Here is a 25,537-nt window from a genome sequence, read left to right as displayed (position 1 = left end):
CGATCACCTGAGAAGGGTGCTGCACTGCAATAAAATCGACCGAGAAAATAAATGTGGTTCTGGTTGTCGAGCTCCTATGTGATACACACGTAAGAGTTGAGTTAACGCTAGCTATCGCAGCATTTCATTTGCCTGTGCAGAAATCAAAGCTCGTCCTCGCTGCAGCGCGGTATGCCTTATTTTTAGACTTTTTCTGCAGGCCTGCGTCAATTTAGGGAATTGCGCTCGCCTGACATTGCAGCAACTCTGGATTGATGTAGACTGTTGCAATGCGGCGACGCGCCAGAGACTGCCTCGGGGCCAGTGACGCCGTTGTGTAGGGGAGGAGAGTAACGAATGACCACGGAGCAACTGATTGAACGTGCCTGCCAGCTTGAGAAGAAGATCCGCATCGCGCCGGAACAGGCTCGATTGGACCTGCAGCCAGAGTTTGCGCAGGTCTTGAAGCGGATCAAGGACACCGGAGTTTCGGTGCCGGCACATCTGCGCCGCACGGAGCAGGTTCTCAATGACGAAATCGTCGAAAGCCAGTTCGACAATATGCCGATCTGAAACGCGACATTGAAGAACGCCGGTTGCGCCTGGGTCGGTGTCGCAACCGGTCAGAAGCCTGATCCGGGGCGATCAGCTCAGGAACAGGCCGATCATGACCAGCATCAGACCCAGCACCGACAGCAGCAACGCACCGAGGTTCTTCGGTAGAACCGATTGCAACACGGCGCGCAGCTCCTCGTCGTCGAGCCCTTTGCGCTTTGCGCGCACGACGCTCAGCACGCACCACGCCAGCCCCAGCATGCCCAGGATCGACAGGGCGCCGCCGGCCCAAACCAGATATTCCATTTCCGCCTACCTCTTGTCTCAAGCGTCCGACGCAGCGAAGCGCGCGCGGGCCGTACCGGTGGATTAGCGCCTACAAGAGTGGTCGCCGCACTGCAAGCGCGAGGGCGGTTAACTCCAGTCTTGCGGGGCGGGGGAGGGCGCTGTATCCCTCTGCCTCAACCGGTGGCAAGCCGGACCAGTTGAGGCAAATTGCACGAGGGCCATCACATGGACATCACCGAAGACGAAAAGAGCGAAAACTACCGCGTGACCGCAGGCGAGCTGCGTCAGTTCGTGGAACGGTTCGAGCGGTTGGACGAAGAGAAAAAAGCGATCGCCGAGCAGCAGAAAGAGGTCATGGCCGAAGCCAAGGGGCGCGGGTATGACGTCAAGGTTCTGCGCAAGATCATCGCTCTGCGCAAGCGTGACGAGAACGACATTGCCGAAGAAGAGGCGGTGCTGGAAATGTACAAAGAAGCGCTCGGCATGCACTAACGCGGTCTGCGCAACACAGCTGTTTGAACGGGGATCTGGGGGGACTCAGGTCCCCGTTTTGCGTTTGGCGATCAGGTGACGTGCTATCACGCGCATCTGCCACCGATTTCATCACTTACGCCTTCTTCAATTGAAACAGTGGGTTACGGGCTGCTGTTTGTGCGTTTTATAAAGAAAATACAGCAATCCAAAATTTTACCAGTTGATAAAAAATCAGCCTGTGGCACTCTGATTCCAACAACAAGAGAAAAAACGAACACCCAACACCAATAGGGAGATACCCAATGGCGAGTAGCCACCAGGCATCCGGGATTCACGCCGCGCGCTTGTCCGCGGCAGAGATTGCCGACAACTTCGGGGATCTTCATGCGCCCTTTGACGCGCATGAGGCCACGGTCGCGGCGGATCGTTGCTATTTCTGTTTCGATGCGCCCTGCATGACCGCGTGCCCCACCTCGATCGACATTCCCCAGTTCATCCGTGAAATTCAGGGTGGCCATGCTGAAAGCGCGGCCAAAACAATTCTGAACCAGAACATCCTTGGTGGCATGTGCGCCCGGGTTTGCCCGACAGAGACGCTCTGCGAAGAGGTCTGCGTGCGCGAAGTGGCCGAAGGCAAGCCGGTCGAAATCGGTCGCCTGCAGCGCTATGCCACCGATCTGTTGATGGAACAGGACGTTCATCCATTCACCCGCGCCGCCAGCACCGGCAAGAAGATCGCGGTTGCGGGCGCAGGCCCGGCAGGACTGGCCGCGGCGCATCGTCTGGCGATGAAGGGTCATGACGTGGTGGTCTATGAGGCGAAGTCCAAGGCTGGTGGCCTCAACGAATTTGGCATCGCCGCCTATAAATCCACCAATGACTTTGCCGCGCGCGAGGTCGATTGGCTGCTGCAGATCGGCGGCATCTTGATCGAATATGACAAGGGCTTTGGCAAGGGGCTGACCCTCGAAGGGCTAAAGGCCGACCATGACGCGGTGTTCCTGTCGATCGGTCTCGCCGGCGTCAACGCGCTGCGCACCGAGGGTGAGGACAAGGAAGGCGTGCGGGATGCGGTGTCCTTCATCGAGGATCTGCGCCAGGCGGATGATCTGACCGAACTGTCGGTGGGCCGGAACGTGGTGGTGATCGGCGGCGGCATGACCGCGGTGGACGCGGCGGTGCAGTCGAAACTGCTGGGCGCGGAAAACGTCACCATTGCGTATCGCCGGGATCGCGGTGCCATGGGCGCCAGCCGGTTCGAACAGGATCTCGCCGCTTCCAAGGGCGTTAAGCTGATGTTCAACGTGATGCCAAAGGCCATCCACGGCAATGGCGCATCCGCCGAGATCGAGCTGGAATACACCGAGGTTGCCGACGGACGCGTGAAAGGCACCGGCGAGACCACCCGACTGGCCGCCGATCAGGTGTTCAAGGCGATCGGGCAAACGCTGGAGGGCGCGCCGCAGGGCATCGACGTCACTGGCGGCAAAATTGCGGTCTCCGAGACAGGCCGCACGTCCGTCGCCGGGGTCTGGGCCGGGGGCGATTGTGCCTCGGGCGGAGAAGACCTCACCGTGACCGCCGTTGCCGAGGGCCGCGACGCGGCCGAAGACATCCATACCAGCCTGATGGGCTGAAGCCGCTGTGTGCCGCCCTGCGCCGCAGGGCAGGCTGCACAGTTAGCAAACAGGGAGAGATCAAATGGCTGATCTTACGACAGATTTCCTCGGCATCAAATCGCCGAACCCGTTCTGGCTGGCCTCCGCGCCGCCCACCGACAAGGAATACAACGTCCGTCGCGCCTTTGAGGCCGGCTGGGGTGGTGTGGTCTGGAAAACGCTCGGCGCCGAAGGCCCGCCGGTGGTCAACGTCAACGGCCCGCGCTACGGCGCGATCTGGGGCGCCGACCGACGGCTCTTGGGGCTCAACAATATCGAGCTGATCACCGACCGTCCGCTGCAGGTGAACCTCGACGAGATGACCCGCGTGAAAAAGGACTACCCGGACCGTGCGCTGATTGCCTCCATCATGGTGCCCTGCGAGGAGGCCGCGTGGAAGGCGATCCTGCCGCGTGTGGCAGAGACCGGCTGCGACGGGATCGAGCTGAATTTCGGCTGTCCGCATGGCATGGCTGAACGCGGCATGGGGTCCGCCGTGGGGCAGGTGCCGGAATACATCCAGATGGTCACGGAGTGGTGCAAGCAATATTACGGCAAGCCGGTGATCGTGAAGTTGACGCCGAACATCGCCGACATCCGCCACCCGGCGCGCGCCGCACATGCGGGCAATGCCGATGCTGTGTCGCTGATCAACACCATCAACTCGATCACTTCGGTCAATCTGGATGCGATGTCGCCAGAGCCGATGATTGGTGGCAAGGGCACCCATGGCGGCTATTGCGGCCCGGCTGTCAAGCCGATCGCCATGAACATGGTGGCCGAGATCGCGCGTGATCCGCAGACCGCTGGCCTGCCAATCTCTGCCATCGGTGGCGTGACCACCTGGCGCGACGCGGCGGAGTTCATCGCGCTCGGGGCCGGCAACGTGCAGGTCTGCACCGCCGCCATGACCTATGGCTTCAAGGTGGTAGAAGAGATGATTTCCGGCCTGTCCAACTGGATGGACGAGAAAGGCTACACCTCGATCGAGGACTTCCGCGGCATGGCTGTGCCGAACGTCACCGACTGGCAGTATCTCGATCTGAACTACGTCACCAAGGCACGGATCAGCCAGGACGATTGCATCAAATGTGGTCGCTGCTTTGCGGCCTGCGAGGATACCTCGCACCAGGCGATCGCCATGTCTGAGGACCGGACCTTTACCGTGAAGGACGATGAATGCGTGGCCTGTAACCTCTGCGTCAATGTCTGCCCGGTCGAGAACTGCATCACCATGGAAGAGATCGCAGTCGGCGCGGTAGATGAGCGCACGGGGCAGGTGGTGTCCGGCGAGTATGGCAACTGGACGGCGCATCCGAACAACCCTGCGGCAACTGCTGCGGAGTAAGGGCGTCGCGCCCTTGGGCGCCGCGTGAAATTACGGAGGGTGTTGGCGTTGTATACGTCTGACAATAGGACGATACGCCAGCACCCAGATCAGATGCCAGCCAGACCAGACGCCAAACTGGGCAAAAAGGCGCAGAACGCACGGTGAAATGGCATCAGAGAATGGCGATTTTCAGGCCGACAAAGCCCGCAAAATCTGGCTAGGCGTCACCCAAAATCGCCGGTGAGACCGTCGGGGTCAGCATGCGGCGATAGAGCGTATCCAGGAAGGCGCCTGCCTCTGCAAACGGATCTTCTGGCGTCATCAAGGCCTGCACCTGCACCTCGAAATCCGCATAGTGCTGGGTCAGGGACCAGATGGAAAACAGCAGGTGACGGGGATGCACGCGTGCGATCCGCCCCGCATCCATCCAGTCCGCAAAAATCGTCTCTGTTTCATCCACCAGCGCGCGCAGGTCCGTCGACAGCGCATCGATCATCCGCGGCGCACCTTGCACGATTTCGTTGGCAAAGAGACGGCTTTCGCGCGGCATGTCCTGACTCATCTGCAGTTTGCGCGTCACGTAAGCCAGAATTTCGTCAAGCGGCTCCCCCTTCGGGTCAATCTCCCTCAAGGGTGCCAGCCAAGTATCTAATAACTCTGATAAAAGTTCGGTGAAAATCGCTTCTTTCGAGGGGAAGTAATAGAGCAGATTGGGCTTTGACAGCCCGGCGGCAGTGGCGATCTGGTCGACCGTGGCGCCGCGAAACCCATGTTGGGAGAACACGTCGAGCGCCGCTTCGATGATCGTGGCGCGGTTGCGTTTCTGGATCCGGGTGGGGCTGCGGTCTCTGGGCATGTCGGGCCGGGTCTCTCTTTATCATATGATCACCGGCAGACTCGCCCGGTTTTCACGCATTTGTCCAGCAGCGCGAATGTAAAACATCACGAAAGGCGCGCTAATTCTTGACTGAGTGTCATCTGCTGTTAGCGTGAGTTTGACCAGATGGTCAAATGTCAGACCGAAAGGCCCGATAATTCCACTGGACGAGACATAAGCCACTGACCCAGGCTGCACCAGCCACAATAAACCCGTTCCGCGAGATGAGAATGGGGCAGACGACAGGGAAGGAAGCGTAAAATGACGACGCTTGGACAGAATCTGAAAATCGACGGCGACCGGCTGTGGGACAGCCTGATGGAGATGGCCAAGATCGGCCCCGGCATCGCGGGCGGCAACAATCGCCAGACGCTGACGGACGAGGACGCCGAGGGCCGCGCCCTGTTCCAATCCTGGTGCGAGGCCGCGGGCATGACCATGGGGCTGGACACGATGGGCAACATGTTTGCCACCCGGGCGGGCGAGGATCCTGACGCGCTGCCGGTCTACATGGGCTCGCATCTCGATACCCAGCCGACGGGCGGCAAATACGATGGTGTGCTTGGCGTGCTTGGCGGGCTGGAAGTGATCCGCACCATGAACGACCTTGGTGTGAAGACCAAACACCCCATCGTTGTCACCAACTGGACCAATGAGGAGGGCACCCGCTTTGCCCCCGCCATGCTGGCCTCCGGGGTCTTTGCTGGCAAACACACGCAGGACTGGGCCTACGGGCGCGAAGACGCCGAGGGAAAGAGCTTCGGCGCGGAGCTGAAGCGTGTCGGCTGGGTCGGTGATGAGGCGGTCGGCGCGCGCAAGATGCATGCGATGTTCGAGCTGCACATCGAGCAAGGGCCGATTCTCGAAGCTGAGAAGAAGGACATTGGCGTCGTGACCCACGGGCAGGGGCTCTGGTGGTTGCAATGCACGGTGACCGGCAAGGACGCGCACACGGGTTCGACCCCGATGAATATGCGGGTGAACGCGGGCCTTGGCATGGCGCGGATGACAGAGGCGGCGCATGAGATCGCCATGGCGCATCAACCACATGCGGTGGGTGCGGTCGGGCATTGCGACGTCTATCCGAACTCGCGCAACGTGATCCCCGGCAAGGTGGTGTTCACCGTCGACTTCCGCACCCCGGATCTGGAAAAACTGACCTCTATGCGGTCGCAATTCGAGGCCAAGGCTGCCGAGATCGCCGAAGAACTGGGTCTTGGGCTGGAGATCGAGCCGGTGGGACATTTTGATCCTGTCACCTTTGATCCCGGTTGTGTCTCTGCGGTGCGCAATGCCGCCGAACGTCTGGGCTACAGCCATATGGATATCATCTCGGGCGCTGGCCATGATGCCTGCTGGATCAACGATGTGGCGCCGACGGCGATGATCATGTGCCCCTGTGTCGATGGGCTCAGCCACAATGAGGCCGAGGATATCTCGCAGGAATGGGCGGCAGCGGGCACCGATGTGATGCTGCATGCGGTGCTGGAGACGGCAGAGATCGTCGCCTGACCGCACAGGAACAAGGGGGCGCTGCCCCCGCCGCGCCTTTTGCGGGCGCGCCTCCCCCGGGGTATTCAGAGCCACAAGAAGCCGGCCCGGGGATGTCAGACAACAGCGCGTCAGGCGCTGGACCACAGGGAGATAACAATGACCAAAGTCATCAAGAACGGCACCATCGTGACCGCGGATCTGACCTATAAGGCGGATGTGCTGGTCGAGGGCGGAGTCATCACCGAAATCGGCCCGGATCTGAAGGGCGACGAGGTGCTGGACGCCACCGGCTGCTACGTGATGCCGGGCGGGATTGATCCGCATACCCATCTGGAGATGCCCTTCATGGGCACCTATTCCACCGACGATTTCGAAAGCGGCACCCGCGCAGGGCTGGCGGGCGGCACCACCATGGTGGTGGATTTCGCACTGCCGCAGCCGGGCGAGAGCCTGCTGGACGCGCTGAAACGCTGGGACAACAAATCCACGCGGGCGAACTGCGACTATTCCTTCCATATGGCGGTCACCTGGTGGGGTGAGCAGGTCTTTGACGAGATGAAGACCGTGATCGAAACGCGTGGCATCAACACATTCAAGCATTTCATGGCCTACAAGGGCGCCTTGATGGTGAACGACGATGAGCTCTATTCGTCCTTCCAGCGCCTGTCGGAGCTTGGTGGCATTGCCATGGTGCATGCCGAAAACGGCGATGTGGTCGCCGAACTCAGCGCGAAACTCTTGGCGCAGGGCAACACCGGCCCCGAGGCGCACGCCTATTCCCGCCCGCCACAGGTGGAGGGCGAGGCCACCAACCGTGCCATCATGATCGCCGATATGGCGGGCGTGCCGCTCTATGTGGTGCACACCTCCTGTGAGGACAGCCACGAGGCCATCCGCCGTGCGCGCATGCAAGGCAAACGGGTCTGGGGCGAGCCGCTGATCCAGCACCTGACGCTGGACGAGAGTGAATATTTCAACGCCGACTGGGATCACGCCGCGCGCCGGGTGATGTCGCCGCCGTTCCGTAACAAGCAGCATCAGGACAGCCTCTGGGCTGGTCTGCAGTCCGGATCGTTGTCGGTGGTGGCCACGGATCATTGCGCCTTCTCGACCGAGCAGAAACGCTATGGGGTGGGGGATTTCACCAAGATCCCCAATGGCACCGGCGGGCTTGAGGACCGTATGCCGATGCTCTGGACCCATGGGGTTGAGACCGGGCGTCTGACGCCAAATGAATTTGTCGCGGTGACCTCGACCAATATCGCCAAGATCCTGAACTGCTACCCTAAGAAAGGCGCGGTACTGGTCGGCGCAGATGCGGATCTGGTGGTCTGGGACCCGAAGAAGACCAAAACGATCTCGGCGGCGTCGCAGCAATCTGCCATTGATTACAACGTCTTCGAGGGCAAGGAGGTCAAGGGCCTGCCACGCTATACGCTGACCCGCGGCCAAGTCGCGGTGATGGATGGTGAGATCAAGACCCAGGAAGGTCACGGCAAGTTCGTTGAACGCGCGCCCAACACCACGGTCAACACCGCCCTGTCCACTTGGAAGGACCTGACCGCACCGCGCCCTGTCGAACGCAGCGGCATCCCCGCCACCGGCGTCTAAGCGCAATATAGCGGGGGCCTCGGGTCCCCGTTTGTCTGACCAAGGCTATGAAATGAATATGCAAATGACCTCCCAGGTAGACAGCGCCTCCGACGCCGCCCAGGCCGGCCCCGTGATCGAAGCCCGTGATCTGAACCTTGTGTTCGGATCCGGCGAGACGTCGGTGCATGCGTTGAAAGACATCAATCTCAATATCAACAAGGGGGAGTTCGTCTCCTTCATCGGCCCGTCGGGCTGTGGCAAGACCACGTTCCTGCGCTGCGTGGCGGCGCTGGAAACCCCGACGGGGGGCAGCCTGTCGGTGAACGGCATGACACCGGAGCAGGCCCGCCAAAGCCGTGCCTATGGCTACGTCTTCCAGGCGGCGGGGCTGTATCCGTGGCGGACCATCGCTAAGAACATCAAGCTACCACTTGAAATCATGGGATATTCCAAGGCCGAACAAGACCAGCGTGTGGCCGAGGTGCTGGAGCTGGTAGAACTTGCGGGTTTTGGCGGCAAGTTTCCCTGGCAGCTGTCCGGTGGCATGCAACAGCGGGCGTCGATCGCCCGCGCACTGGCCTTCGATGCGGATCTGTTGCTGATGGACGAACCCTTCGGGGCACTTGATGAAATCGTGCGCGACCACCTCAACGAGCAGCTGCTGAAGCTCTGGGCGCGGACCAATAAGACCATCGGCTTCGTCACACACTCAATCCCCGAGGCGGTCTATTTGTCGACCAAGATCGTGGTGATGTCGCCGCGTCCGGGCCGTATCCATGAGGTGATCGAAAGCACATTGCCCAGGGAACGCCCGCTGGATATCCGCGACACGCCGGAGTTCATCGAGATCGCCCATCGTGTTCGCGAAGGTCTGCGCGCGGGGCATGGCCATGACTGACCGAAACATCCGGGAGGTGCGCGCATGAAGACCGTTGTAGCCGTCCTCACCGTTGTAGCCGCCATTGTCGGCCTGTGGTATATCGCCTGCGTTCCGATGAACATCAAAGGTGTACTGGACGCCGCAGAGCGCGCCGGTGAGCAGGTCGAACCGGCGACCGCCAGAGAGCGCCGGGAGGCTTCCGCCCTTGGTCTGGTGGCGCAGAACAGCTTTGCCATAGACCGCGTCTGGTCGGTGGATCGCCCGCGCTTGCCCGCGCCACATCAGGTGGTGGTCGAGCTGTGGCAGACCACGGTGATGAAGAAGATTACCTCTAAACGCAGCCTGATCTACCACGCGCAGGTGACGCTGTCGGCGACCCTCTTGGGGTTTGCCATCGGCACAGGGCTGGGCATTCTCTTGGCCGTAGGCATCGTGCACTCAAGGGTGATGGACATGTCGGTGATGCCCTGGGCCATCGTCAGCCAGACCATCCCGATCATTGCGCTGGCGCCGATGATCATCGTGGTGCTCTATTCCATCGGCGTTCAGGGGCTGTTGCCCAAGGCGATCATCGCCGCCTATCTGAGCTTTTTCCCGGTGGTGGTGGGCATGGTGAAGGGGCTGCGCAGCCCTGATCACATGCAGCTCGACCTGATGAAGACCTATTTTGCCTCTGGCAATCAGGTGTTCTGGAAACTGCGGCTGCCGTCTTCGATGCCCTATCTCTTTACCTCGCTGAAAATCGGCATCGCGGCGTCGCTGGTCGGCGCGATTGTGGGGGAATTGCCCACCGGTGCCGTGGCGGGGCTTGGCGCGCGCTTGCTGGCGGGCAGCTACTACGGGCAGACCGTACAGATCTGGTCGGCGCTGTTTGCTGCCGCGATTCTGGCGGCCTTGCTGGTTGCGCTGCTGGGGCTGATTGAGCGTGTATTGCTCGGACGCATGGGGGTGAAGGCATGATGACTGTTGCAAAAACGGGCGCGGCCCCCACAGCGCAGGTGCGGCCTCCTTTGTGTGTTAGACAGAAAAAAGGGGCGCAGTGATGGAATTGGTGTTTCTTGCGTTTCTGGTCTGGTGTGCAGGCTGGTGGATCAATGCGCGTCTGGCCAATGGACCGCGCGCTGATACGCGGGCCGTCGGGCTGCTGGTGCCGGTGATCTTTGGCCTCACCATACTGCTGGTGTGGGAGTTGCTGGTGCGCGGACTGGACGTTCCGCTGGTGATCCTGCCCGCACCCACACTGATCGCGGTGCGGTTTGCGGACAGCCTGTCGATCCTGTGGCAGGACTTTGCCCAGACGATCCTGAAAGGCGCGCTTGGCGGCTATGTCATCGGCTGCAGCGCGGCCTTTGTGACCGCCATTCTGGTGGATCGCAGCGATTTCCTGCGTCGCGGCCTGTTGCCTGTCGGCAATTTCGTGGCGGCCCTGCCCATCGTCGGCACCGCGCCGATTCTGGTGATGTGGTTCGGGTTTGACTGGCACTCCAAGGCCGCCGTGGTTGTGGTCATGGTGTTCTTCCCGATGCTGGTGAACACCGTGGCGGGGCTGCGCGAAGCCTCCGAGATGCAGCGCGACCTGATGCACACCTATGCGGCCTCCTACTGGCAGAGCTTGTTGAAACTGCGCTTGCCTGCGGCTTTGCCGTTCGTGTTCAACGGGTTGAAGATTTCCACCACACTGGCGCTTGTCGGCGCGATCGTGGCAGAGTTCTTTGGCTCGCCCACTGTCGGTATGGGCTTTCGCATTTCCACCTCGGTTGGTCAGCTGGCGCTGGACATGGTCTGGGCCGAGATCGTGGTGGCGGCCCTGGCCGGGTCACTGTTCTACGGCCTGATTGCGGCGCTGGAGAAGGCATTGACCTTCTGGCACCCGTCGCAACGCGGGGCGTGAATTCTGCGCCTCCGCATCCTGCGGGGGCGCATTCAAATTTGGGCGCAAGCATCTGGAAAAGAGGGATAAATTCCCCGACCGGGCTGTGCTCAATACCTGCGCATTTTTAGGTTTTCCTGCGGTCTTGACGCGAAAAACCTTTGATCGAAGCACCCGTTTCGCGCAGGCTTTCACTATAATCAACAGGGAGTTCCAACATATGAAACAAGTGCTCACAGCCGCCGCCATGGCACTGATGGCCGCCTCTGGCGCCCAAGCCGCGGATGAGGTCAAACTGCAACTCAAATGGGTCACGCAGGCTCAATTCGCGGGCTATTACGTGGCCCTCGACAAAGGGTTCTACGGCGAGGAAGACCTCGACGTGACCATCCTGCCGGGCGGGCCTGACATTGCACCAACACAGGTGATCGCAGGCGGTGGTGCTGATGTCACCGTGGAATGGATGCCAGCCGCGCTGGCGGCGCGCGAAAAGGGTCTGCCGCTGGTCAATATCGCCCAGCCGTTCAAATCCTCCGGCATGATGCTGACCTGCTGGAAGGACACCGGCATTTCGGAACCCGCCGATCTTGCCGACCGCACCCTTGGTGTCTGGTTCTTCGGCAATGAGTTTCCGTTCATGAGCTGGATGGGCAAGCTGGGGATCTCGACAGAGGGCAAGGGGCCCGAGGGCGTCGAGGTGCTGAAACAGGGCTTCAACGTTGACCCGCTGCTGCAACGTCAGGCCGATTGCATTTCCACCATGACCTACAATGAATACTGGCAGGTGATCGACGCCGGTGTGGCCGAGGATGAGCTGGTCACCTTCAAATATGAGGATCAGGGCGTCGCGACGCTGGAAGACGGGCTTTATGTACTTGAGGAAAACCTCGAGGATCCGGAGTTTGTCGGCAAGATGGAGCGGTTTGTTCGGGCTTCGATGAAGGGCTGGAAATACGCGGAAGAGAACCCTGATGAGGCGGCCGACATTGTACTCGACAACGATGCATCCGGCGCGCAGACGGAAGTGCACCAGAAGCGCATGATGCGCGAAGTGGCCAAGCTGACCTCCGGCAGCAATGGTGCGCTTGATGCGTCGGATTATGAACGCACGGTGGAAACCCTGCTGACCGGCGGCTCCGATCCGGTGATCACCAAGACGCCCGAAGGGGCATGGACCCATGCAATCTCTGATGCAGCACTCAATTAAGGTCTGAACTTTCGTTGAGACGAGGGCTCCCGAGTGAGGGGCCAAGCGCGCCCATCCGCATTTGCGGGTGGGCGCCGTCAATTCTAAGAAAAAGTAACTTTCTGTTAAGGGTCTAGGCGCTTCACTTGATGTGTGCGGGGCATCTGCCGCCCCGCGTTCTGGGGGGATAGAATGTCCCATTTAACAAGTAGTTTGTGTTTCTGCGGCGCGGCGACGTCTGCGGGTGATCGCCGCTCCGCATCATTGGAGCGCGCCTGTCTTGAGGCGCGGCTCAGCAGCCAGATGGGGGGCGGGGCTCAGGCGCTGGTGCTTTACTTCAACGTCCCCATGCCCCGGCATCCGCCGAACCTTCGGCGCGGGGCCTACGCGGTCACGAATGTCTCTGTCTGCACACGCGCATGTCTGTCATCAGAAGATGTCTTGGACGCGCTTGCACATGGGTTCCAGAAGGTGTTCCTGGAACTGTCTCCGGATATCAGATTGATACATCATCAATTGAAACTCGTCGAAGATCTGGCGGCATGTCCTGGCCTGAAGGGTGCGGTCGCGCTGTTTCACTCGGACTCCGCACTGGGGAGCTTGCTTGAAGACGTGGATGCCATTGCCGGTCACATCGGGCCAAGCAATCCGGGGCTGGCGCCTGCCGCTGCGCCGGAGGCACAGGGATGTGTCAGTATAACCCAAGGGTGTACCCTGTGCGGCCAATGTGAGTGGGCCTGTCCGACCGGAGCGATTCACCTTGGTGAGGAGGGTCAGACACTCGAAATCCGGGACAACCAATGCACGGGCTGCGGTCTGTGCGCCTCAGCCTGCCCGGAGCGCGTGTTGGCCATTCAGCCGCTTGCGCCGGTAAGGCGGCGGGCCTGACGGTCTTTGCCTAGTCGGTGAAACGGCCGTATTTGCCTTGGTGAAAAACCAATCCAGCGCCAAGATCGCCGCGCTGGCTGACCCGCAGGACCTCCCCGACCAGGATCGTATGATCGCCTCCGGGGTGGGCCGCATGGTGAGTGCAATCAAGGCGCACCAGAGCCTGCGTCAGCGCTGGCACGCCTTCGGGGCTTTCGACCCAGTCATGGGTGTCGAACACTTCGCCATTGCGGGCAAAATGCAGCGCCGTGTCTATATCGCGCTCTGCCATGACATGGATCGAGAAATGCGTTGCGTCGACAAATGGATCATGGCGTTTCGACTGCAGGGCTGGGCACCACAGAACCAGAGGAGGCGCCAGCGAGACGGAGGTGAAGCTGTTGGCGGTGATGGCCAACGGACCACGTTTGGTCTCGGTGGTGACCACGACGACGCCAGTGGCAAAACAGCCGAGTGCGGCACGCATTTCAGTGAGCGTATCAGGGCCGGGCGTGAAGCTGGTTTGGGTCATGTGTCGTGAAATCCGTCTATCGTGCTCTGTGCCAGGTCGGGCGCCTGCGCGCGTTGCGCTCTTATTTCAATGACCGGCACAAGATGCAAAAGAAAAGACCCCGGTCCAGAACCGGGATCTTTCAATCAGAGCAGTCTGCCTCGTTTGATCGGGTCAGTCGATGACAGACTGAACGACCGAGGACATCTCGCTGGCAACCTTGTCGATATCGGCCATGGCGTTGATCGATGTCAGAACGCCAGCCTCGTCGTAGTAGCTGATCAGCGGCGCGGTCTGCGCGTGATACGCTTCCAGTCGACTGGCCACGGTCTCGGCCCGGTCGTCGGCGCGGCGGGTCAGCTCGGTGCAGCCACATTTGGCGCAGCTGCCATCCGCCAGCGGTGGCTTGAAGGTGTCGTGATAGCCTTCGCCGCAGCCAGAACAGGTGGAGCGCCCCGAAATTCGGTCGACCATGGCGCTGTCATCGACCTTCAGACTGATCGCGGCGTTGATGCGCTGGCCGGTGGAGGCCAGCAGATCGTCCAGCGCCTTAGCCTGCACCGTGGTGCGCGGGAAACCGTCGAGGATGACGCCGTTGCGGCAGTCCTCCTCCGCCATGCGGTCGTTCAGGATCGCGATCACGATCTCGTCCGAGACCAGATCGCCCGCGTCCATCACCGCCTTGGCCTGCTTGCCGGCGGGGGTGCCGGCGGCCACCGCGGCGCGCAGCAGGTCGCCGGTGGAAAGCTGCACAAGGCCGAACCGGTCCTGCAGCATCCGCGCCTGGGTGCCCTTGCCTGCGCCGGGCGGGCCGAGCAGGATCAAGACCGCGGGGCGGGTCATCACGTCTACACTCATGTTGGTCATCCCTTCGCCGTGCGGTTTGCAATCAGATCATCGACCACCGAAGGATCGGCCAGTGTCGAGGTATCGCCGAGGCTGCCGAAATCATTCTCGGCGATCTTGCGCAGAATCCGGCGCATGATCTTGCCGGAGCGGGTCTTGGGCAGGCCCGGCGCCCATTGGATCACATCTGGCGAGGCGATCGGACCGATTTCAGTGCGCACCCACTGACGCAGCTCCTTGACCAGCTCGTCCGAGGGCTCGCGGTCATTCATCAGCGTCACATAGCAGTAGATGCCCTGGCCCTTGATCTCATGCGGGTAGCCCACCACGGCGGCCTCGGCCACGGCGGCATGCGCCACCAGCGCGCTTTCGACCTCGGCGGTGCCCATGCGGTGACCGGAGACGTTGATCACATCATCGACGCGACCGGTGATCCAGTAATCGCCATCCGCGTCGCGGCGGCACCCGTCGCCGGTGAAGTAATAACCCTTGTAGTCCGAGAAATAGGTCTTCTCAAAGCGCTCGTGATCACCCCAGACCGTGCGCATCTGACCGGGCCAGCTGGATTTGATGCAGAGCACGCCCTCGACATCATTGCCTTCGATCTCCGCGCCCGATTGCGGGTCCAGCACCACTGGCTCGATACCGAAGAACGGCTTCATCGCAGACCCCGGCTTGGTCGCATGGGCGCCCGGCAGCGGCGTCATCAGGTGACCGCCGGTTTCGGTCTGCCACCAGGTGTCGACGATGGGGCATTTACCCTTGCCGACCACGTCATTGTACCAATTCCAGGCCTCCGGGTTGATCGGCTCACCCACCGTGCCCAGAACCTTGAGGTCGGAGAGGTCGTATTTCTCTACGAATTCAGGACCCTGACCCATCAACGCGCGGATCGCGGTGGGGGCGGTATAGAACTGGTTGACCTTGTGTTTCTCGCAGACAGCCCAGAACCGGCCCGCGTCAGGGTAGGTGGGGACGCCCTCGAACATCAGCGTCGTGGCGCCATTGGCTAGCGGGCCGTAGACGATGTAGCTATGGCCGGTGACCCAGCCCACATCCGCGGTACACCAGTAGATGTCGCCGTCGTGATAGTCGAAGGTCACCTCATGGGTCAGCGCCGCATAAGTCAGATAGCCGCCGGTGGTATGCACCACGCCCTTGGGCTGCCCCGTGGAGCCGGAGGTGTAGAGAATGAACAGCGGATCCTCGGCATTCATTTCGGCGGGCTTGTTGTAATCGTTCGCCTCCAGCGCCATCTCGTGGTAGTCGTAATCGCGCCCGTCGACCCAAGTGGTCTGACCGCCGGTGCGCTTCACAACGAGGCATTTCACGCTTTCCTTGCAATGCAGCAGCGCCGCATCGGCGTTGGATTTCAGCGGTGTCTTGCGACCACCGCGCGGCGCCTCATCGGCGGTAATGAGCACCTTGGCGTCACATCCGTTCACCCGCGCTGACAGCGCATCCGGAGAGAAGCCGGCAAACACGATGGAGTGGATCGCACCAATGCGGGCGCAGGCCAGCATCGCATAAGCGGCCTCCGGGATCATCGGCAGGTAGATCACCACGCGGTCGCCTTTGCGTACGCCCATACTCTCCAGGATGTTGGCCATCCGGGAGGTCTTCAGGTGCAGCTCTTTGTAGGAGATATGCTTGGCCGCTTCGTTCGGGTCATCTGGCTCCCAGATGATTGCGGTCTGCTCTGCGCGCGTGTTCAGATGGCGATCAATGCAGTTGGCAGCAACGTTCAGCGTGCCATCTTCGAACCATTTGATGTCAACGTTGCCAAAGTCGTAGGAGACATTTTTGACCTTGCTGAACGGTTTGATCCAGGTGATCCGCTCGGCCTGTTCGGCCCAGAACTTATCCGGATCTTCCAGCGATTGCGCATACCGCGCGTCATACTTCGCCGCATCCACATGGGCGTTCTTCACGATGTCCTCAGACGGCGGGTACACAGCGCTCTCGGGCGTGGTCATGGAATGTCCTCCCTCCAATATTCTCTTGCGCGTGATCTCCACATGGAAGCGCGCAAAGAGTCAAACAATCTCCAACCTCGGGCGTGATAATAAGCAAAGTTGAAAAGATGTGAATAAACATCGCGAAAATAAGGGCTTGCTTGTAAATCAATTTCCGATGGCAGGGGCTGAGTTGTAAATCAAAGCACGAATTTGACGATTTTTACATGAGAAGACGCGCTTTTACTGTCAATTTCATACCCTGTCACGCATGAAAACTGCGCCGTAGTTTGCAGCGCGCATCGGTGTTTCTAGGTGTGATGTGCCGGGCTGCGTCTATCCCGTGTGGGCGCGATGTCCGGTATCTCGGGACTTTTCACATTCATCGGCTGTGGTGGATTTCGTCATCGCACTCAGATAGCCGCATGGCCGCGCAGTGTGAGCGCCCTCTATGTCGAGGCAGGAACGAAACGCTCGTGGGGGTCCGGATTACCCGCTTGGGTGAAGCTATGTTCTGGAGAAAAATGGTCGCGTCGAGAGTGATGGTGCCATGGAGAACTAATTTAAAATAAATGGTTAGCTGGCGAACTTCCTCTGGTCCGTAAACCTGAAGCTCGTTCGCACACAGGGTTTGGGATTCTGCCTGAGCGCCCGGTTTAACGACCAATGGGGTCGGCGAAGAGTACTGCCGTGATAGGATACGCGCATGCTACACGGCTGTTGGTGGTGGCGCAGAGAAATGAAATCCGGCAGCATACAGTCCCGCCCGACCAATAACCGGCGGGGCAGGCGGGACAAGGGGAAACGACGCCGAGACGACGTCGTCGCGATCAGGTCCCTGTACGCAGCTCAGGTGCCGGCGCCGTTGGGCTCTCTCCCGTAGATGGGGCTTCGGCAACTACAACGCCTTCTTCCGTCACAAACTTTGCCATCTGCCGTGACATTTCCTTGGCATCGCTGGCCAGTGTCTGGCTGGCGGCAGTGGTCTGTTCCACCATGGCCGCATTGTGTTGTGTGACTTCGTCAAGGTGACCGATGCCGGTGTTGATTTCGGCCAAAGTGATGGATTGCTCTTCGGTTCCGCGCGCGATGTCACTCACATTTTCAGAGATCGAATTGACGCTGGTTACGATTTCTTCCAGTTCGGTTCCTGTGCGACCAACGAGGGTTACGCCCTCGGACACATGTTGCGCACTTTGATCGATCAGCCCTTTGATTTCTCCAGCCGCGTCAGCCGAGCGCAGCGCAAGACCGCGCACTTCGGAGGCCACGACGGCGAACCCACGACCGGCCTCTCCTGCGCGAGCGGCCTCGACGCCCGCGTTGAGCGCCAGGAGGTTGGTCTGAAATGCGATGTCATCGATGACGGAGATGATCTTGGAAATGCTCTGCGACGAGGTTTCGATCTTCGACATGGCTTCGACGGCGTCGCGCACCACTTGGCCGCTCTTTTCGGCAGTGTTGCGCGCGTTTTGAACGTTGCCCTCGACTTCCTTGGCGCCATCTGCGGCAGAGCGCACGGTTGCCGTCAGCTCTTCGATGGCTGCGGCGGTCTGTTCCAGCGTTGCAGCCTGGTTTTCCGTGCGTTGCGACAGCTCGGAGGAGGACTCGTTCATTTGCCCGGCAGTGCGTTCCACGCCGTGTGCCACATCGCCGACGGTCCTGATCGCATTTTGCAGGGCGTCCACGGCCTCGTTATAGGCGCTCGACAGTCTGCCGATATCTTCCAATTCAGATGGAGCGCAGCGATGGGTCAGGTTACCGTCGCGCAGCTGTTCGAGCGCGGATGCGATGCCGAGGATCTCCATACGGCGCTTGGTAATGTCGTTGGCAATCTTGATGATACGCTCAACCGTGCCATCTTCGGCGATGATGGGGGCATATGTTGCCATGATCCAGACAACCTTCCCCCCCTTGCCAAGTCGTGGAAACTGATCTGTTTGAGGAATCCCGTCCGCCAGATCTTGCCACATTTGGCGGTATCGGTCGGATTTGACGAAACTCGGGTAGACAAACATGCTGTGATGCTTGCCCTGAATTTCGTCCAGTGAATATCCCATTGCTTCGAGAAAGTTATCATTCGCTCGAATGATGGTACCGTCGGTCTCAAACTCGATAACGGCTTGTGTCCGTTCAATCATCTCGCGCAACTTACGGTCATCATTCTGACTGGATTGGGCGGTTTCTCGGGACTTTCGCAAAAACATGTACATGTACCACTTCGTCAGTGTCTACGTCCGAAAACGGACTGGCGTGTGACTCTGGGTAACAAAAAGATCCTAACAGATCCCTTCTGCGCGAGCGTCTAAACCGGGCTGGTTTCGATAAATCGAAACGCATCAGGGGGCGCTCTTCCGGTCCGGCAAGAGATTTCACTGCTTGGAGTGCCTAGTCCGGATGTGAAACGTGGTGGCGGGGTGGCGTTCAAACCACAACACATTCCAATTGTTCGAAAATAGCCGATTTCCAATTGTACCAGTGCAAGTGCTCTGCAAGGTGGAAGCGGCAAATCTGGACAAAATCGCATGAAGATCAGCACGATAACGAACTGGGCCTATGGTGTAACCGTGGTTCTCACGGCGGTTTCGGGTATCGCATTTATCGCGGCCGCCAATAGTGCGCGCGAAGAACGCCGCGCGGTTAGCGTACATCTTGCTCTGAATGAGCTGGGGGAGGAGCTGGCAATCGGCGCCGAGCTGCGCACCGATGAGGCACGGCTTTATGTCATGCGCGGAGACCTCGCCCATTTGCAGGCTTTTGACGATGCGAACACGGTAGAGCACCAGCTTGAAGCGACTGCTAGAGCGGCTGCATCGCTGGGGGCGACGGAGGAGGAGCAGGCGTTTCTAAAGCGGATCAACACCGATGTGGATGCGCTGGAAGACATGGAGCTGGAGGCGATCAAGGCCTATCAGGCGGGCGATGCTGCAACCGCGCAAGAGATCCTCTTCGGAGCTGAACATTATCGCGACCACGTCAAGCTGATCGACGATGTGCGACAGTTTCGCAGTACGGTGCGATCTCGTACCGACCAGGATCTGATCGCCGCGCAAGAGCGCAGCAACCTGTTCGGCCTTGCGGCTCGGATCATGCTGTCCTTCACCGCGGCGGTGTTTCTCGCTGTGCTCTATTTTGTTCTGCGGCGTCGGGTGTCACTGCCGCTGTCGCGCATGACCGGCATTGTCAAACGTCTCGCCAGTCAGGATTTCGCGGTCGAGGTTCCCTTGGACGGACGTCGGGACGAGATTGGCGAGTTGAATTCGGCGATCCATATCTTCCGCGAGAACGGGCTGGAGCGAGAGCGTCTGGATGCGGAGCGGCGTCGGGATATCAAGATCAAGGATTTGATCTTGCAGATGATGCACCGGCTGCAGGCCTGCCAGTCCCTGTCGGAAATGGCGCGCGTGCTTGCATGTTATGCGCCGCAGATGTTTCCGGAGCTCTCTGGCGGCATCTTTCTACGAGATGACGAGACCGGTGCCTTGCAATGTGTCGCGCGTTGGCAGAGCGACCTGTCGCCATCGCAGGAGTTCGAAACCGAGGCGTGCTGGGGGCTGCGCCGGGGACGTACCCATGGCAGTAACTTTGACGAGGGCGAGGATATGCGCTGCGCCCACCTCGGCGCGGGCAAGGCTGCAGCCTTGTGCATTCCGCTTTCCGCCCAGGGCGATACGGTGGGATTGCTGAGCTTCGACGCCCGTGGGGGCGACGCCAAGATGATCCGGGACGATCAGTTGTATCTGGAGCTGATTGCGGAGAATATCGCTCTGACGGCGGTGAACTTGAAACTGCGCGATCAGATGACGCAGCTGGTGGAACGTGATCCGCTCACTGGGTTGCTCAACCGGCGCTCCCTCGATGCAGCGCTCATTCGATACGCGACAGGGCGATTGATGGCGCCGTTGGCCTGCTTGATGCTCGATATCGACTGGTTCAAACGCTTCAATGACGAGTTCGGTCATGATGCCGGTGATGCGGTAATTCAGTCTTTTTCCGGAATCCTGGCCCGCATCACAGAGGGGCATGGCACCTGCTATCGCTTTGGTGGCGAAGAGTTTGTGGTCCTTCTGCCGGGCTACGACGCAGAGCGTGCGCATCAGTTGGCAGAGGATGTTCGCCAGAGCGTGGCAAGCACCTCCTTTTCCTTCCGGGGGCAGCATATTGACGGGATCACCGTTTCCATTGGACTTGCGATTGCAAACGCAGGCGATAGCACAGAGACGCTGCGTGCCCGCGCGGATGCCGCATTGCTGCGGGCCAAGGCGGCGGGCCGAAATCGGGTCGAGATCAGTGCAGCAGATGGGCTGGAGAGCGAACAGCCGCGGTGAGGCCCGGTCTGGTCTAGTGGATCAGCGCGTCGGCGCCCGCAGCAAGCGAGGTCAGGATCACCACCGTGAGCAGGACTGAGGCCGCTCCGAGGAGCAGACCCAGCATGGCAACCAAGCCATCACGCTCAACCAGCCCGACGCCAAATACGAACAGCGCGATCGCCGGAAACCACCCGCTCAGCGGCACCGGGATGAACAGCGCAAAAGCAATCAGGAACAGCAGCAGTCCAAGAGGGCGATCATACCGCCGGGCAAAAAGCATCGTTAAGCGCGGGGTCAGGATCCGCTCGATCCGTCGGGTAATGGGACGCAGACGTAACACCGTGTGGCGCATCTTGCTCTGGTCCAGACGCAGCCGGGCGAGCGGACCGGGCAGGCTAACATACCGGTAGCCAAGCATCATCTGCCCGGTGGTCACCAGAAGGGGCAGCGCGGTGATCAGCGTTGAACCGGGGGGGAGCGGGAGTAGCGTCAGCAATGAAAACACCACGATCGCCCAGCCAAATGATCGCTCCCCAAGGCCGGAGAGAAGGCTTCCGAGGGTGAGCGCGCCGGTCTGATGCTGGCTGCGAAGCGTGCGCAGTATGGGCAACGATAAGGACGGCCGATGTCGTATCCCGTCCTTGCGTCGCATCGAATCCCTCGCTTCTTTGTCCCCCCGATATCGTCTTTTGATCGCCTGTTTTCAATCACCTAACGTCGCTGAGCGCATTTTAGCCCAAGACAGTCAAGGCACCGATTGCGGTCAGTGCAACAGATGCGGCGTCCACCCCGCCGCTTCTGCCTTGGCGGAGGACGCATCTCTAGAACGCTCCGATCACGTCAGACCGGGTTCTGGCGCGCATGCGTTTTAGACCGCGCCGGGCCGTCGTTCGGTAGGACTGTTCGATGCGCCCCGCAGGTAGGCGCCGGTAAGAAGGTCCTCGTAATCTCTGGTCCAGGTCTTCGTGTCGAACAGTGCGCAAGAGCTGCGGTTCCGCCGGAGGGTGCGTTTCAGCGCGTTGATTTCGTCAGGTGAGACGGCCAGACGAACGGCCTGGCCGACATAGTCTTCGAGCGAGTTTGTCGACAATTCCGGAACGCCGGCGGCCGAGAGAATACTCGTGGCAACACGCGCAGAGAACTGACGCCCGCACAGCGTGAGTAGGGGAACCCCCGCCCAGAGCGCGTCGGACGCGGTTGTGTGGGCGTTATAGGCAAAACAATCGAGGCAGAGATCAACCTGCGCCAGACGTTCGATATGCGCCGTCTGGGTCATTATTCCGCAAGGCAAGATCCGTGACGGATCGATCTCGTGACGGCGTGCCTGCCGCTCAAGCTCGAGCGAAAGGTCATGCGCGCCGGTATAAAACAGAAGGACGGCGTCAGGCACCTGCCGCAGGATGTTCATCCAGACCCCAAATTCCCGTGGTCCGACCTTATGCGGGTGGTTGAAATTCGCAAAAATGAACTTGTCTTCCGGCAGGCCGTATTTTGCCCGCAGATTGTCCGCCTCGGGCACGGGGCGCGTATTGTCATTGGGCTGATAGCATATGGGCATGCGAAGGATCTGCTCATTGTAAAACCTCTCCTCCGCCGCCGGTATGGTAATAGGATCGGCAATCATGAAGTCGATTTCACGGATGGCTGTTGTGCCCGGAAAGCCCAGGAACGACACTTGCATCGGGGCGATGCGATGTTCGAAAAGGACGGGGCGACAGTCGGTCGTCAGCCCCTTGAGGTCGACCGCTATGTTGAGTTGATCTGACCTCGCCAGCGCAACCGCCCCGGCATCGTCGATCTGTGAGATGTCGTGATAGATATCGGCAAAATCGCGTATCAGCGTGTGATAGCGGCTCTGTGGTTGCGGGAGGAAGTCATAAACATAGAACTCAAACCGCGTCCGATCATGCGCTTTGAGCATCCCGGCAATCAGATGCATGGTCGCATGTTCGCAAAAGTCGGCGGAGAAATAGCCGATCCGCAGTTTGCCGCGCGGGGCCTTTGGCGCATGGTCCGCGCTCCGCGCAACCGCTACACTGGGTTGCGAGTGAGCCTGCTGCACCTCTGGATCGTCGATGAACGACAGCAGCATCAGTGGATCGATCAGGCGTCCGCTCTTCAGCGCGGTGCGGATGCCCTGATCTTCTTGCGCCTCATCCGTCCAGCGCAGAAAACGACGGCGCAGTCGAAGCGCCCAGGGCAATGCAAGCGGGCAGTTCGGGTCAATCACAAGCGCACGTTCCAGCACATCGAGCGCCGCGACATCCTTGCCGGCGTCATGCAGGCGAAGGCCAAGAGCCGCCAGGAAAACAGGGTGATCGCCTGCGATATCAGCGGCTTGTTGCTGGGCCTGCAGGGCGTCTTCGACGCGATCAGGCAGGCGCGACAGGATTTCAGAAAGGTAATGATAGCTGAGAGCTGTCTCACCTTCTTCGGCAACAGACCGCTGCATCATCCCCTCGGCACGCAAAAACGCGCCCCCCCGCAAAAGAGCAACGGCCTGTTCATATAGGGGACGAGAGGTGCCTCGCGAGAAAGGGACAGTCATTCAATGAAACCCTTGGGTTTGACGTTAGCCGGGGCTGTGTGATGGGGCGGTCGAGCGCCTCCTCCTGACGGGGTGTGGTTGGTTCTGCCAGAGTGCCATATGTGTCTTGGGTATGACGGCAAAGGATTAAAAAACGCATAGCGGGCAGGGGGCGAGGACCGACAATTTGGCGTGTATTGCCGCGATCACGATGTCGTTGGCGGCGCACCGTGCCCGAGCGCAAGCCCCAAGTTTTCCCCGCGAGTACCGCGACTTGCCTTGTGAGTTGCACGGTTGGCACCCTCGCCGAATATGTGTGAGTTTGAGGGTGAAAGTGACAAATCTTTAAATTATAGTTAAAGACAGCAGTCAAAAACTCCGACCGATCCACGGTTGCCCCTAGCGCGTGAACGCATTCAATATGGCGATTTATTACAACTACACTCAGACGATCTTCGGCACGCAAAGCGCCGTGAACGGATCCGGGTTTACCTATAATGTTGCGCCGCCTCGCGGGGCTATCTGGAGTTATTCCGGTAGCACCACCTCGCATGTTGTCCGCGAAGAAGATGACAACGCCATCAATTACAACGGCGACCCGACAAACGAAACGGTCTCTCCAAGCCAGGTGATCGGCCAGCCCGGACAGCAGACCACAAATATCGGTGGCACCGAACGGCATGCCATCATGGATTATGTGTTCGAGGTCAGCGACGGGACGAACGTCTATCAGATCGGCGTTGTTGATGTTGACCTGAACAATGATGCGGATCTCAATGATGCGGGGGAGGATGGCTATTACCTCGTCTTTATCGGCGATGTGCCGCCCCCGGACACGCCGCTCAGAAGCCTGGGTATCGATAGCAACAGCGACGCCTATTCCCATGCCAGCGTTGGTGGGGTTCTGGTCTGCTTCGCGGCGGGCACGCTGATCGAGACGCACATGGGCCAGACCGCGGTAGAGCGCCTCAAAGCAGGCGATCTGGTTATGACCCGCGACGCCGGACTACAGAAGATCCGCTGGATCGGTTCCCGCACTGTAAGCGCGGCGGCACTTGTTGCGGACCCGAAACTTTACCCGATCCGGATCAAAGCGGGCGCCCTTGGCAATGATACCCCGTCCCGTGATCTGCTGGTGTCACCGCAACACCGGGTGCTTGTGCGGTCCAAGATCGCGCAGCGCATGTTTGGCACCAACGAGGTTCTGGCGGCGGCGAAACAGCTCTTGGAAGCCAAGGGCATCGACGTTGCAACGGATATCAGTGACGTCACATATTACCACTTCACCTTCGACACGCATCAGATTGTCACCTCGAACGGGGCCCAGACAGAGTCGCTCTACCTTGGGCCGATGGCGGTTCAAGGCATCAGTGCCGAGGCGCGGGAGGAGATATTTTCGATCTTTCCGCAACTGCGCGCACGGTCCGGTTTTTGCGCCCCCGACGGCGCACGTCTCTTGCTGAATGGCCGTCAGGCCCGTTCTCTCGCCGCGCGTCATGTCAAGAACAACAAGGCGCTGGTTTTATAGACCTAAAACGGGGCAGGGCGCCGAAATAGCACCTGTATGGCCCCGCCCGTGATGCTGCAGCTGATGAGTGCGTAGTGTGCAGCATCCGGTCGCCGACGTCGGGCGCTGAGAACTGCTAAACGACAGTCCGTTCTGAAGCCGTCGCGGCTTGGCAACCTTTCGGGGTCTCAAGCACCCTCTGCTCTGATCGGTATTGACGAGAGGGCTGTGGACTGAACGCTGCCACTGCGCCACGCAGAAAAACCCTGGCCGGTGCATTTGGCCAGGGTTTCGATGTCCTCGGGTGACATTGGCTGGTCAGGCGACGGTCAGTCGTCCGTCCAGCGTGGCTGCGTTGGCGCTGATCCCACCGTCCTGACGGATCTGAGCGATGATCTCATTGCGATAGACCAGACCGCTTTCCTCATACTCCAGACCACGCAGGTCCATGCCCTGGATCTGACCGGGCACCCCTGCGCCGATGGCCTTGCCATTCCAGGCCTCGGAGAACCCGCCAAGCCGAACGTAGCTGTTGAAGGCCACCCGGAACTGGCGTTCGGACATGCTGTCGAGCGGCTGACCGTGCAGGGTGATGTCCTCGGCACGGGCGTCCGCCACCGTGTCGCCCAGCACGAGGCGATAGCGCAAGCCGTCAGAGAAATGCAAGAAGCCACGTGAGATGAAACCGCTGAAATCGAGGGCGTCGGCCTCCTCTGGGCGCACAAGGCTCTGTTTCACAAATCCTTTGAGGGATTCATCTCGTGAATCCAGCGTGGTAGCTGGGCTGCATGAGCAGACCGACACCCCCAACCTACAAGACCAGAAACTGG

Annotated in this window: 22 protein-coding genes; 13 read left to right on the top strand and 9 right to left on the bottom strand. The window is 60.1% G+C overall.

Annotation, left to right across the window (positions count from 1 at the left end; all coding sequences use genetic code 11):
• The first annotated feature begins 336 nt into the window (after positions 1-336).
• Positions 337-552 carry a hypothetical protein gene (locus CLV89_RS16455; RefSeq protein WP_106164762.1) on the top strand — a complete coding sequence of 72 codons (216 nt, stop codon included), beginning with the start codon at positions 337-339 and terminating at the stop codon, positions 550-552.
• Between the two features lie 72 nt (positions 553-624).
• Here CLV89_RS16455 and CLV89_RS16450 read toward each other — a convergent pair whose 3' ends face one another.
• Positions 625-840, bottom strand: coding sequence for a hypothetical protein (locus tag CLV89_RS16450; protein ID WP_106164761.1), 216 nt, complete (start codon positions 838-840; stop codon positions 625-627).
• A gap of 207 nt (positions 841-1,047) precedes the next feature.
• Between CLV89_RS16450 and CLV89_RS16445 the strand changes: the two genes are divergently transcribed.
• The 3 genes from CLV89_RS16445 (at position 1,048) to preA (ending at position 4,302) form a co-directional block, all read left to right on the top strand.
• Positions 1,048-1,314 (top strand): DUF2312 domain-containing protein, encoded by a 267-nt coding sequence (locus CLV89_RS16445; protein ID WP_106164760.1) that lies wholly within the window; start codon positions 1,048-1,050, stop codon positions 1,312-1,314.
• Between the two features lie 284 nt (positions 1,315-1,598).
• Positions 1,599-2,933 carry an NAD(P)-dependent oxidoreductase gene (locus CLV89_RS16440; protein WP_106164759.1) on the top strand — a complete coding sequence of 445 codons (1,335 nt, stop codon included), beginning with the start codon at positions 1,599-1,601 and terminating at the stop codon, positions 2,931-2,933.
• Positions 2,934-2,997: 64 nt separating this feature from the next.
• Complete coding sequence (gene preA, locus CLV89_RS16435; RefSeq protein WP_106164758.1) at positions 2,998-4,302, top strand: NAD-dependent dihydropyrimidine dehydrogenase subunit PreA; 1,305 nt, start codon at positions 2,998-3,000, stop codon at positions 4,300-4,302.
• Between the two features lie 199 nt (positions 4,303-4,501).
• On the opposite strand, the gene CLV89_RS16430 is transcribed toward preA, so the two are convergent.
• Positions 4,502-5,140, bottom strand: coding sequence for a TetR family transcriptional regulator C-terminal domain-containing protein (locus CLV89_RS16430; RefSeq protein WP_106164757.1), 639 nt, complete (start codon positions 5,138-5,140; stop codon positions 4,502-4,504).
• A 282-nt stretch (positions 5,141-5,422) separates the two neighbouring features.
• On the opposite strand from CLV89_RS16430, the gene CLV89_RS16425 reads away from it, so the two are divergent.
• From CLV89_RS16425 to CLV89_RS16395, 7 genes are all read left to right on the top strand, one after another.
• Complete coding sequence (locus CLV89_RS16425; protein WP_106164756.1) at positions 5,423-6,673, top strand: Zn-dependent hydrolase; 1,251 nt, start codon at positions 5,423-5,425, stop codon at positions 6,671-6,673.
• Between the two features lie 138 nt (positions 6,674-6,811).
• Positions 6,812-8,266, top strand: coding sequence for a dihydropyrimidinase (gene hydA, locus CLV89_RS16420; RefSeq protein ID WP_106164755.1), 1,455 nt, complete (start codon positions 6,812-6,814; stop codon positions 8,264-8,266).
• 52 nt (positions 8,267-8,318) lie between these two features.
• Positions 8,319-9,146, top strand: a complete 828-nt coding sequence (locus tag CLV89_RS16415) for an ABC transporter ATP-binding protein (RefSeq protein ID WP_106164754.1) — start codon at positions 8,319-8,321, stop codon at positions 9,144-9,146.
• 24 nt (positions 9,147-9,170) lie between these two features.
• Positions 9,171-10,088 carry an ABC transporter permease gene (locus tag CLV89_RS16410; RefSeq protein WP_106164753.1) on the top strand — a complete coding sequence of 306 codons (918 nt, stop codon included), beginning with the start codon at positions 9,171-9,173 and terminating at the stop codon, positions 10,086-10,088.
• Positions 10,089-10,170: 82 nt separating this feature from the next.
• Positions 10,171-11,019, top strand: a complete 849-nt coding sequence (locus tag CLV89_RS16405; RefSeq protein WP_106164752.1) for an ABC transporter permease — start codon at positions 10,171-10,173, stop codon at positions 11,017-11,019.
• Between the two features lie 199 nt (positions 11,020-11,218).
• Positions 11,219-12,205 carry an ABC transporter substrate-binding protein gene (locus CLV89_RS16400; RefSeq protein ID WP_106164751.1) on the top strand — a complete coding sequence of 329 codons (987 nt, stop codon included), beginning with the start codon at positions 11,219-11,221 and terminating at the stop codon, positions 12,203-12,205.
• A 171-nt stretch (positions 12,206-12,376) separates the two neighbouring features.
• On the top strand, positions 12,377-13,072 hold the full coding sequence (locus tag CLV89_RS16395; RefSeq protein WP_243395047.1) for a 4Fe-4S dicluster domain-containing protein: 696 nt from the start codon (positions 12,377-12,379) through the stop codon (positions 13,070-13,072).
• A 10-nt stretch (positions 13,073-13,082) separates the two neighbouring features.
• On the opposite strand, the gene CLV89_RS16390 is transcribed toward CLV89_RS16395, so the two are convergent.
• The 4 genes from CLV89_RS16390 to CLV89_RS16375 all read right to left on the bottom strand — a co-directional run bounded on the left by CLV89_RS16390 (position 13,083) and on the right by CLV89_RS16375 (position 18,570).
• Complete coding sequence (locus CLV89_RS16390; protein ID WP_106164749.1) at positions 13,083-13,583, bottom strand: flavin reductase family protein; 501 nt, start codon at positions 13,581-13,583, stop codon at positions 13,083-13,085.
• Between the two features lie 153 nt (positions 13,584-13,736).
• Positions 13,737-14,420 (bottom strand): adenylate kinase, encoded by a 684-nt coding sequence (locus tag CLV89_RS16385; RefSeq protein WP_106164859.1) that lies wholly within the window; start codon positions 14,418-14,420, stop codon positions 13,737-13,739.
• A gap of 5 nt (positions 14,421-14,425) precedes the next feature.
• A complete protein-coding gene (acs, locus tag CLV89_RS16380; RefSeq protein WP_106164748.1) occupies positions 14,426-16,384 on the bottom strand; it encodes an acetate--CoA ligase in 1,959 nt (652 codons plus the stop codon).
• Positions 16,385-17,193: 809 nt separating this feature from the next.
• Positions 17,194-18,570 (bottom strand): methyl-accepting chemotaxis protein, encoded by a 1,377-nt coding sequence (locus tag CLV89_RS16375; RefSeq protein WP_106164858.1) that lies wholly within the window; start codon positions 18,568-18,570, stop codon positions 17,194-17,196.
• Between the two features lie 318 nt (positions 18,571-18,888).
• On the opposite strand from CLV89_RS16375, the gene CLV89_RS16370 reads away from it, so the two are divergent.
• Positions 18,889-20,691 (top strand): diguanylate cyclase, encoded by a 1,803-nt coding sequence (locus CLV89_RS16370; RefSeq protein ID WP_106164747.1) that lies wholly within the window; start codon positions 18,889-18,891, stop codon positions 20,689-20,691.
• A gap of 13 nt (positions 20,692-20,704) precedes the next feature.
• Here CLV89_RS16370 and CLV89_RS16365 read toward each other — a convergent pair whose 3' ends face one another.
• Both CLV89_RS16365 and CLV89_RS16360 read right to left on the bottom strand, forming a co-directional pair.
• Positions 20,705-21,325, bottom strand: a complete 621-nt coding sequence (locus CLV89_RS16365) for an exopolysaccharide biosynthesis protein (RefSeq protein ID WP_106164746.1) — start codon at positions 21,323-21,325, stop codon at positions 20,705-20,707.
• 216 nt (positions 21,326-21,541) lie between these two features.
• Entirely contained in the window at positions 21,542-23,221 is a 1,680-nt protein-coding gene (locus tag CLV89_RS16360; protein ID WP_106164745.1) for an O-linked N-acetylglucosamine transferase, SPINDLY family protein, read from the bottom strand.
• Between the two features lie 400 nt (positions 23,222-23,621).
• Between CLV89_RS16360 and CLV89_RS16355 the strand changes: the two genes are divergently transcribed.
• Positions 23,622-24,728, top strand: coding sequence for a Hint domain-containing protein (locus CLV89_RS16355; RefSeq protein WP_106164744.1), 1,107 nt, complete (start codon positions 23,622-23,624; stop codon positions 24,726-24,728).
• Positions 24,729-25,025: 297 nt separating this feature from the next.
• On the opposite strand, the gene CLV89_RS16350 is transcribed toward CLV89_RS16355, so the two are convergent.
• Positions 25,026-25,445 carry a hypothetical protein gene (locus CLV89_RS16350; protein WP_133166736.1) on the bottom strand — a complete coding sequence of 140 codons (420 nt, stop codon included), beginning with the start codon at positions 25,443-25,445 and terminating at the stop codon, positions 25,026-25,028.
• Positions 25,446-25,537 lie beyond the last annotated feature (92 nt).

Origin of the sequence: Tritonibacter scottomollicae (assembly GCF_003003215.1) — a bacterium.
GTDB lineage: Bacteria > Pseudomonadota > Alphaproteobacteria > Rhodobacterales > Rhodobacteraceae > Epibacterium > Epibacterium scottomollicae.
Note: the sequence above shows the minus strand (reverse complement) of the source record. Positions and strands in the feature narration are given on the sequence as shown.

Excerpts from the sequence above, each read along its gene's own strand:
- CLV89_RS16455 (WP_106164762.1), top strand. The coding sequence starts at position 337 with ATGACCACGGAGCAACTGATTGAACGTGCCTGCCAGCTTGAGAAGAAG.
- CLV89_RS16450 (WP_106164761.1), bottom strand. The coding sequence starts at position 840 with ATGGAATATCTGGTTTGGGCCGGCGGCGCCCTGTCGATCCTGGGCATG.
- CLV89_RS16445 (WP_106164760.1), top strand. The coding sequence starts at position 1,048 with ATGGACATCACCGAAGACGAAAAGAGCGAAAACTACCGCGTGACCGCA.
- CLV89_RS16440 (WP_106164759.1), top strand. The coding sequence starts at position 1,599 with ATGGCGAGTAGCCACCAGGCATCCGGGATTCACGCCGCGCGCTTGTCC.
- preA (WP_106164758.1), top strand. The coding sequence starts at position 2,998 with ATGGCTGATCTTACGACAGATTTCCTCGGCATCAAATCGCCGAACCCG.
- CLV89_RS16430 (WP_106164757.1), bottom strand. The coding sequence starts at position 5,140 with ATGCCCAGAGACCGCAGCCCCACCCGGATCCAGAAACGCAACCGCGCC.
- CLV89_RS16425 (WP_106164756.1), top strand. The coding sequence starts at position 5,423 with ATGACGACGCTTGGACAGAATCTGAAAATCGACGGCGACCGGCTGTGG.
- hydA (WP_106164755.1), top strand. The coding sequence starts at position 6,812 with ATGACCAAAGTCATCAAGAACGGCACCATCGTGACCGCGGATCTGACC.
- CLV89_RS16415 (WP_106164754.1), top strand. The coding sequence starts at position 8,319 with ATGAATATGCAAATGACCTCCCAGGTAGACAGCGCCTCCGACGCCGCC.
- CLV89_RS16410 (WP_106164753.1), top strand. The coding sequence starts at position 9,171 with ATGAAGACCGTTGTAGCCGTCCTCACCGTTGTAGCCGCCATTGTCGGC.
- CLV89_RS16405 (WP_106164752.1), top strand. The coding sequence starts at position 10,171 with ATGGAATTGGTGTTTCTTGCGTTTCTGGTCTGGTGTGCAGGCTGGTGG.
- CLV89_RS16400 (WP_106164751.1), top strand. The coding sequence starts at position 11,219 with ATGAAACAAGTGCTCACAGCCGCCGCCATGGCACTGATGGCCGCCTCT.
- CLV89_RS16395 (WP_243395047.1), top strand. The coding sequence starts at position 12,377 with ATGTCCCATTTAACAAGTAGTTTGTGTTTCTGCGGCGCGGCGACGTCT.
- CLV89_RS16390 (WP_106164749.1), bottom strand. The coding sequence starts at position 13,583 with ATGACCCAAACCAGCTTCACGCCCGGCCCTGATACGCTCACTGAAATG.
- CLV89_RS16385 (WP_106164859.1), bottom strand. The coding sequence starts at position 14,420 with ATGAGTGTAGACGTGATGACCCGCCCCGCGGTCTTGATCCTGCTCGGC.
- acs (WP_106164748.1), bottom strand. The coding sequence starts at position 16,384 with ATGACCACGCCCGAGAGCGCTGTGTACCCGCCGTCTGAGGACATCGTG.
- CLV89_RS16375 (WP_106164858.1), bottom strand. The coding sequence starts at position 18,570 with ATGTTTTTGCGAAAGTCCCGAGAAACCGCCCAATCCAGTCAGAATGAT.
- CLV89_RS16370 (WP_106164747.1), top strand. The coding sequence starts at position 18,889 with ATGAAGATCAGCACGATAACGAACTGGGCCTATGGTGTAACCGTGGTT.
- CLV89_RS16365 (WP_106164746.1), bottom strand. The coding sequence starts at position 21,325 with ATGCGACGCAAGGACGGGATACGACATCGGCCGTCCTTATCGTTGCCC.
- CLV89_RS16360 (WP_106164745.1), bottom strand. The coding sequence starts at position 23,221 with ATGACTGTCCCTTTCTCGCGAGGCACCTCTCGTCCCCTATATGAACAG.
- CLV89_RS16355 (WP_106164744.1), top strand. The coding sequence starts at position 23,622 with ATGGCGATTTATTACAACTACACTCAGACGATCTTCGGCACGCAAAGC.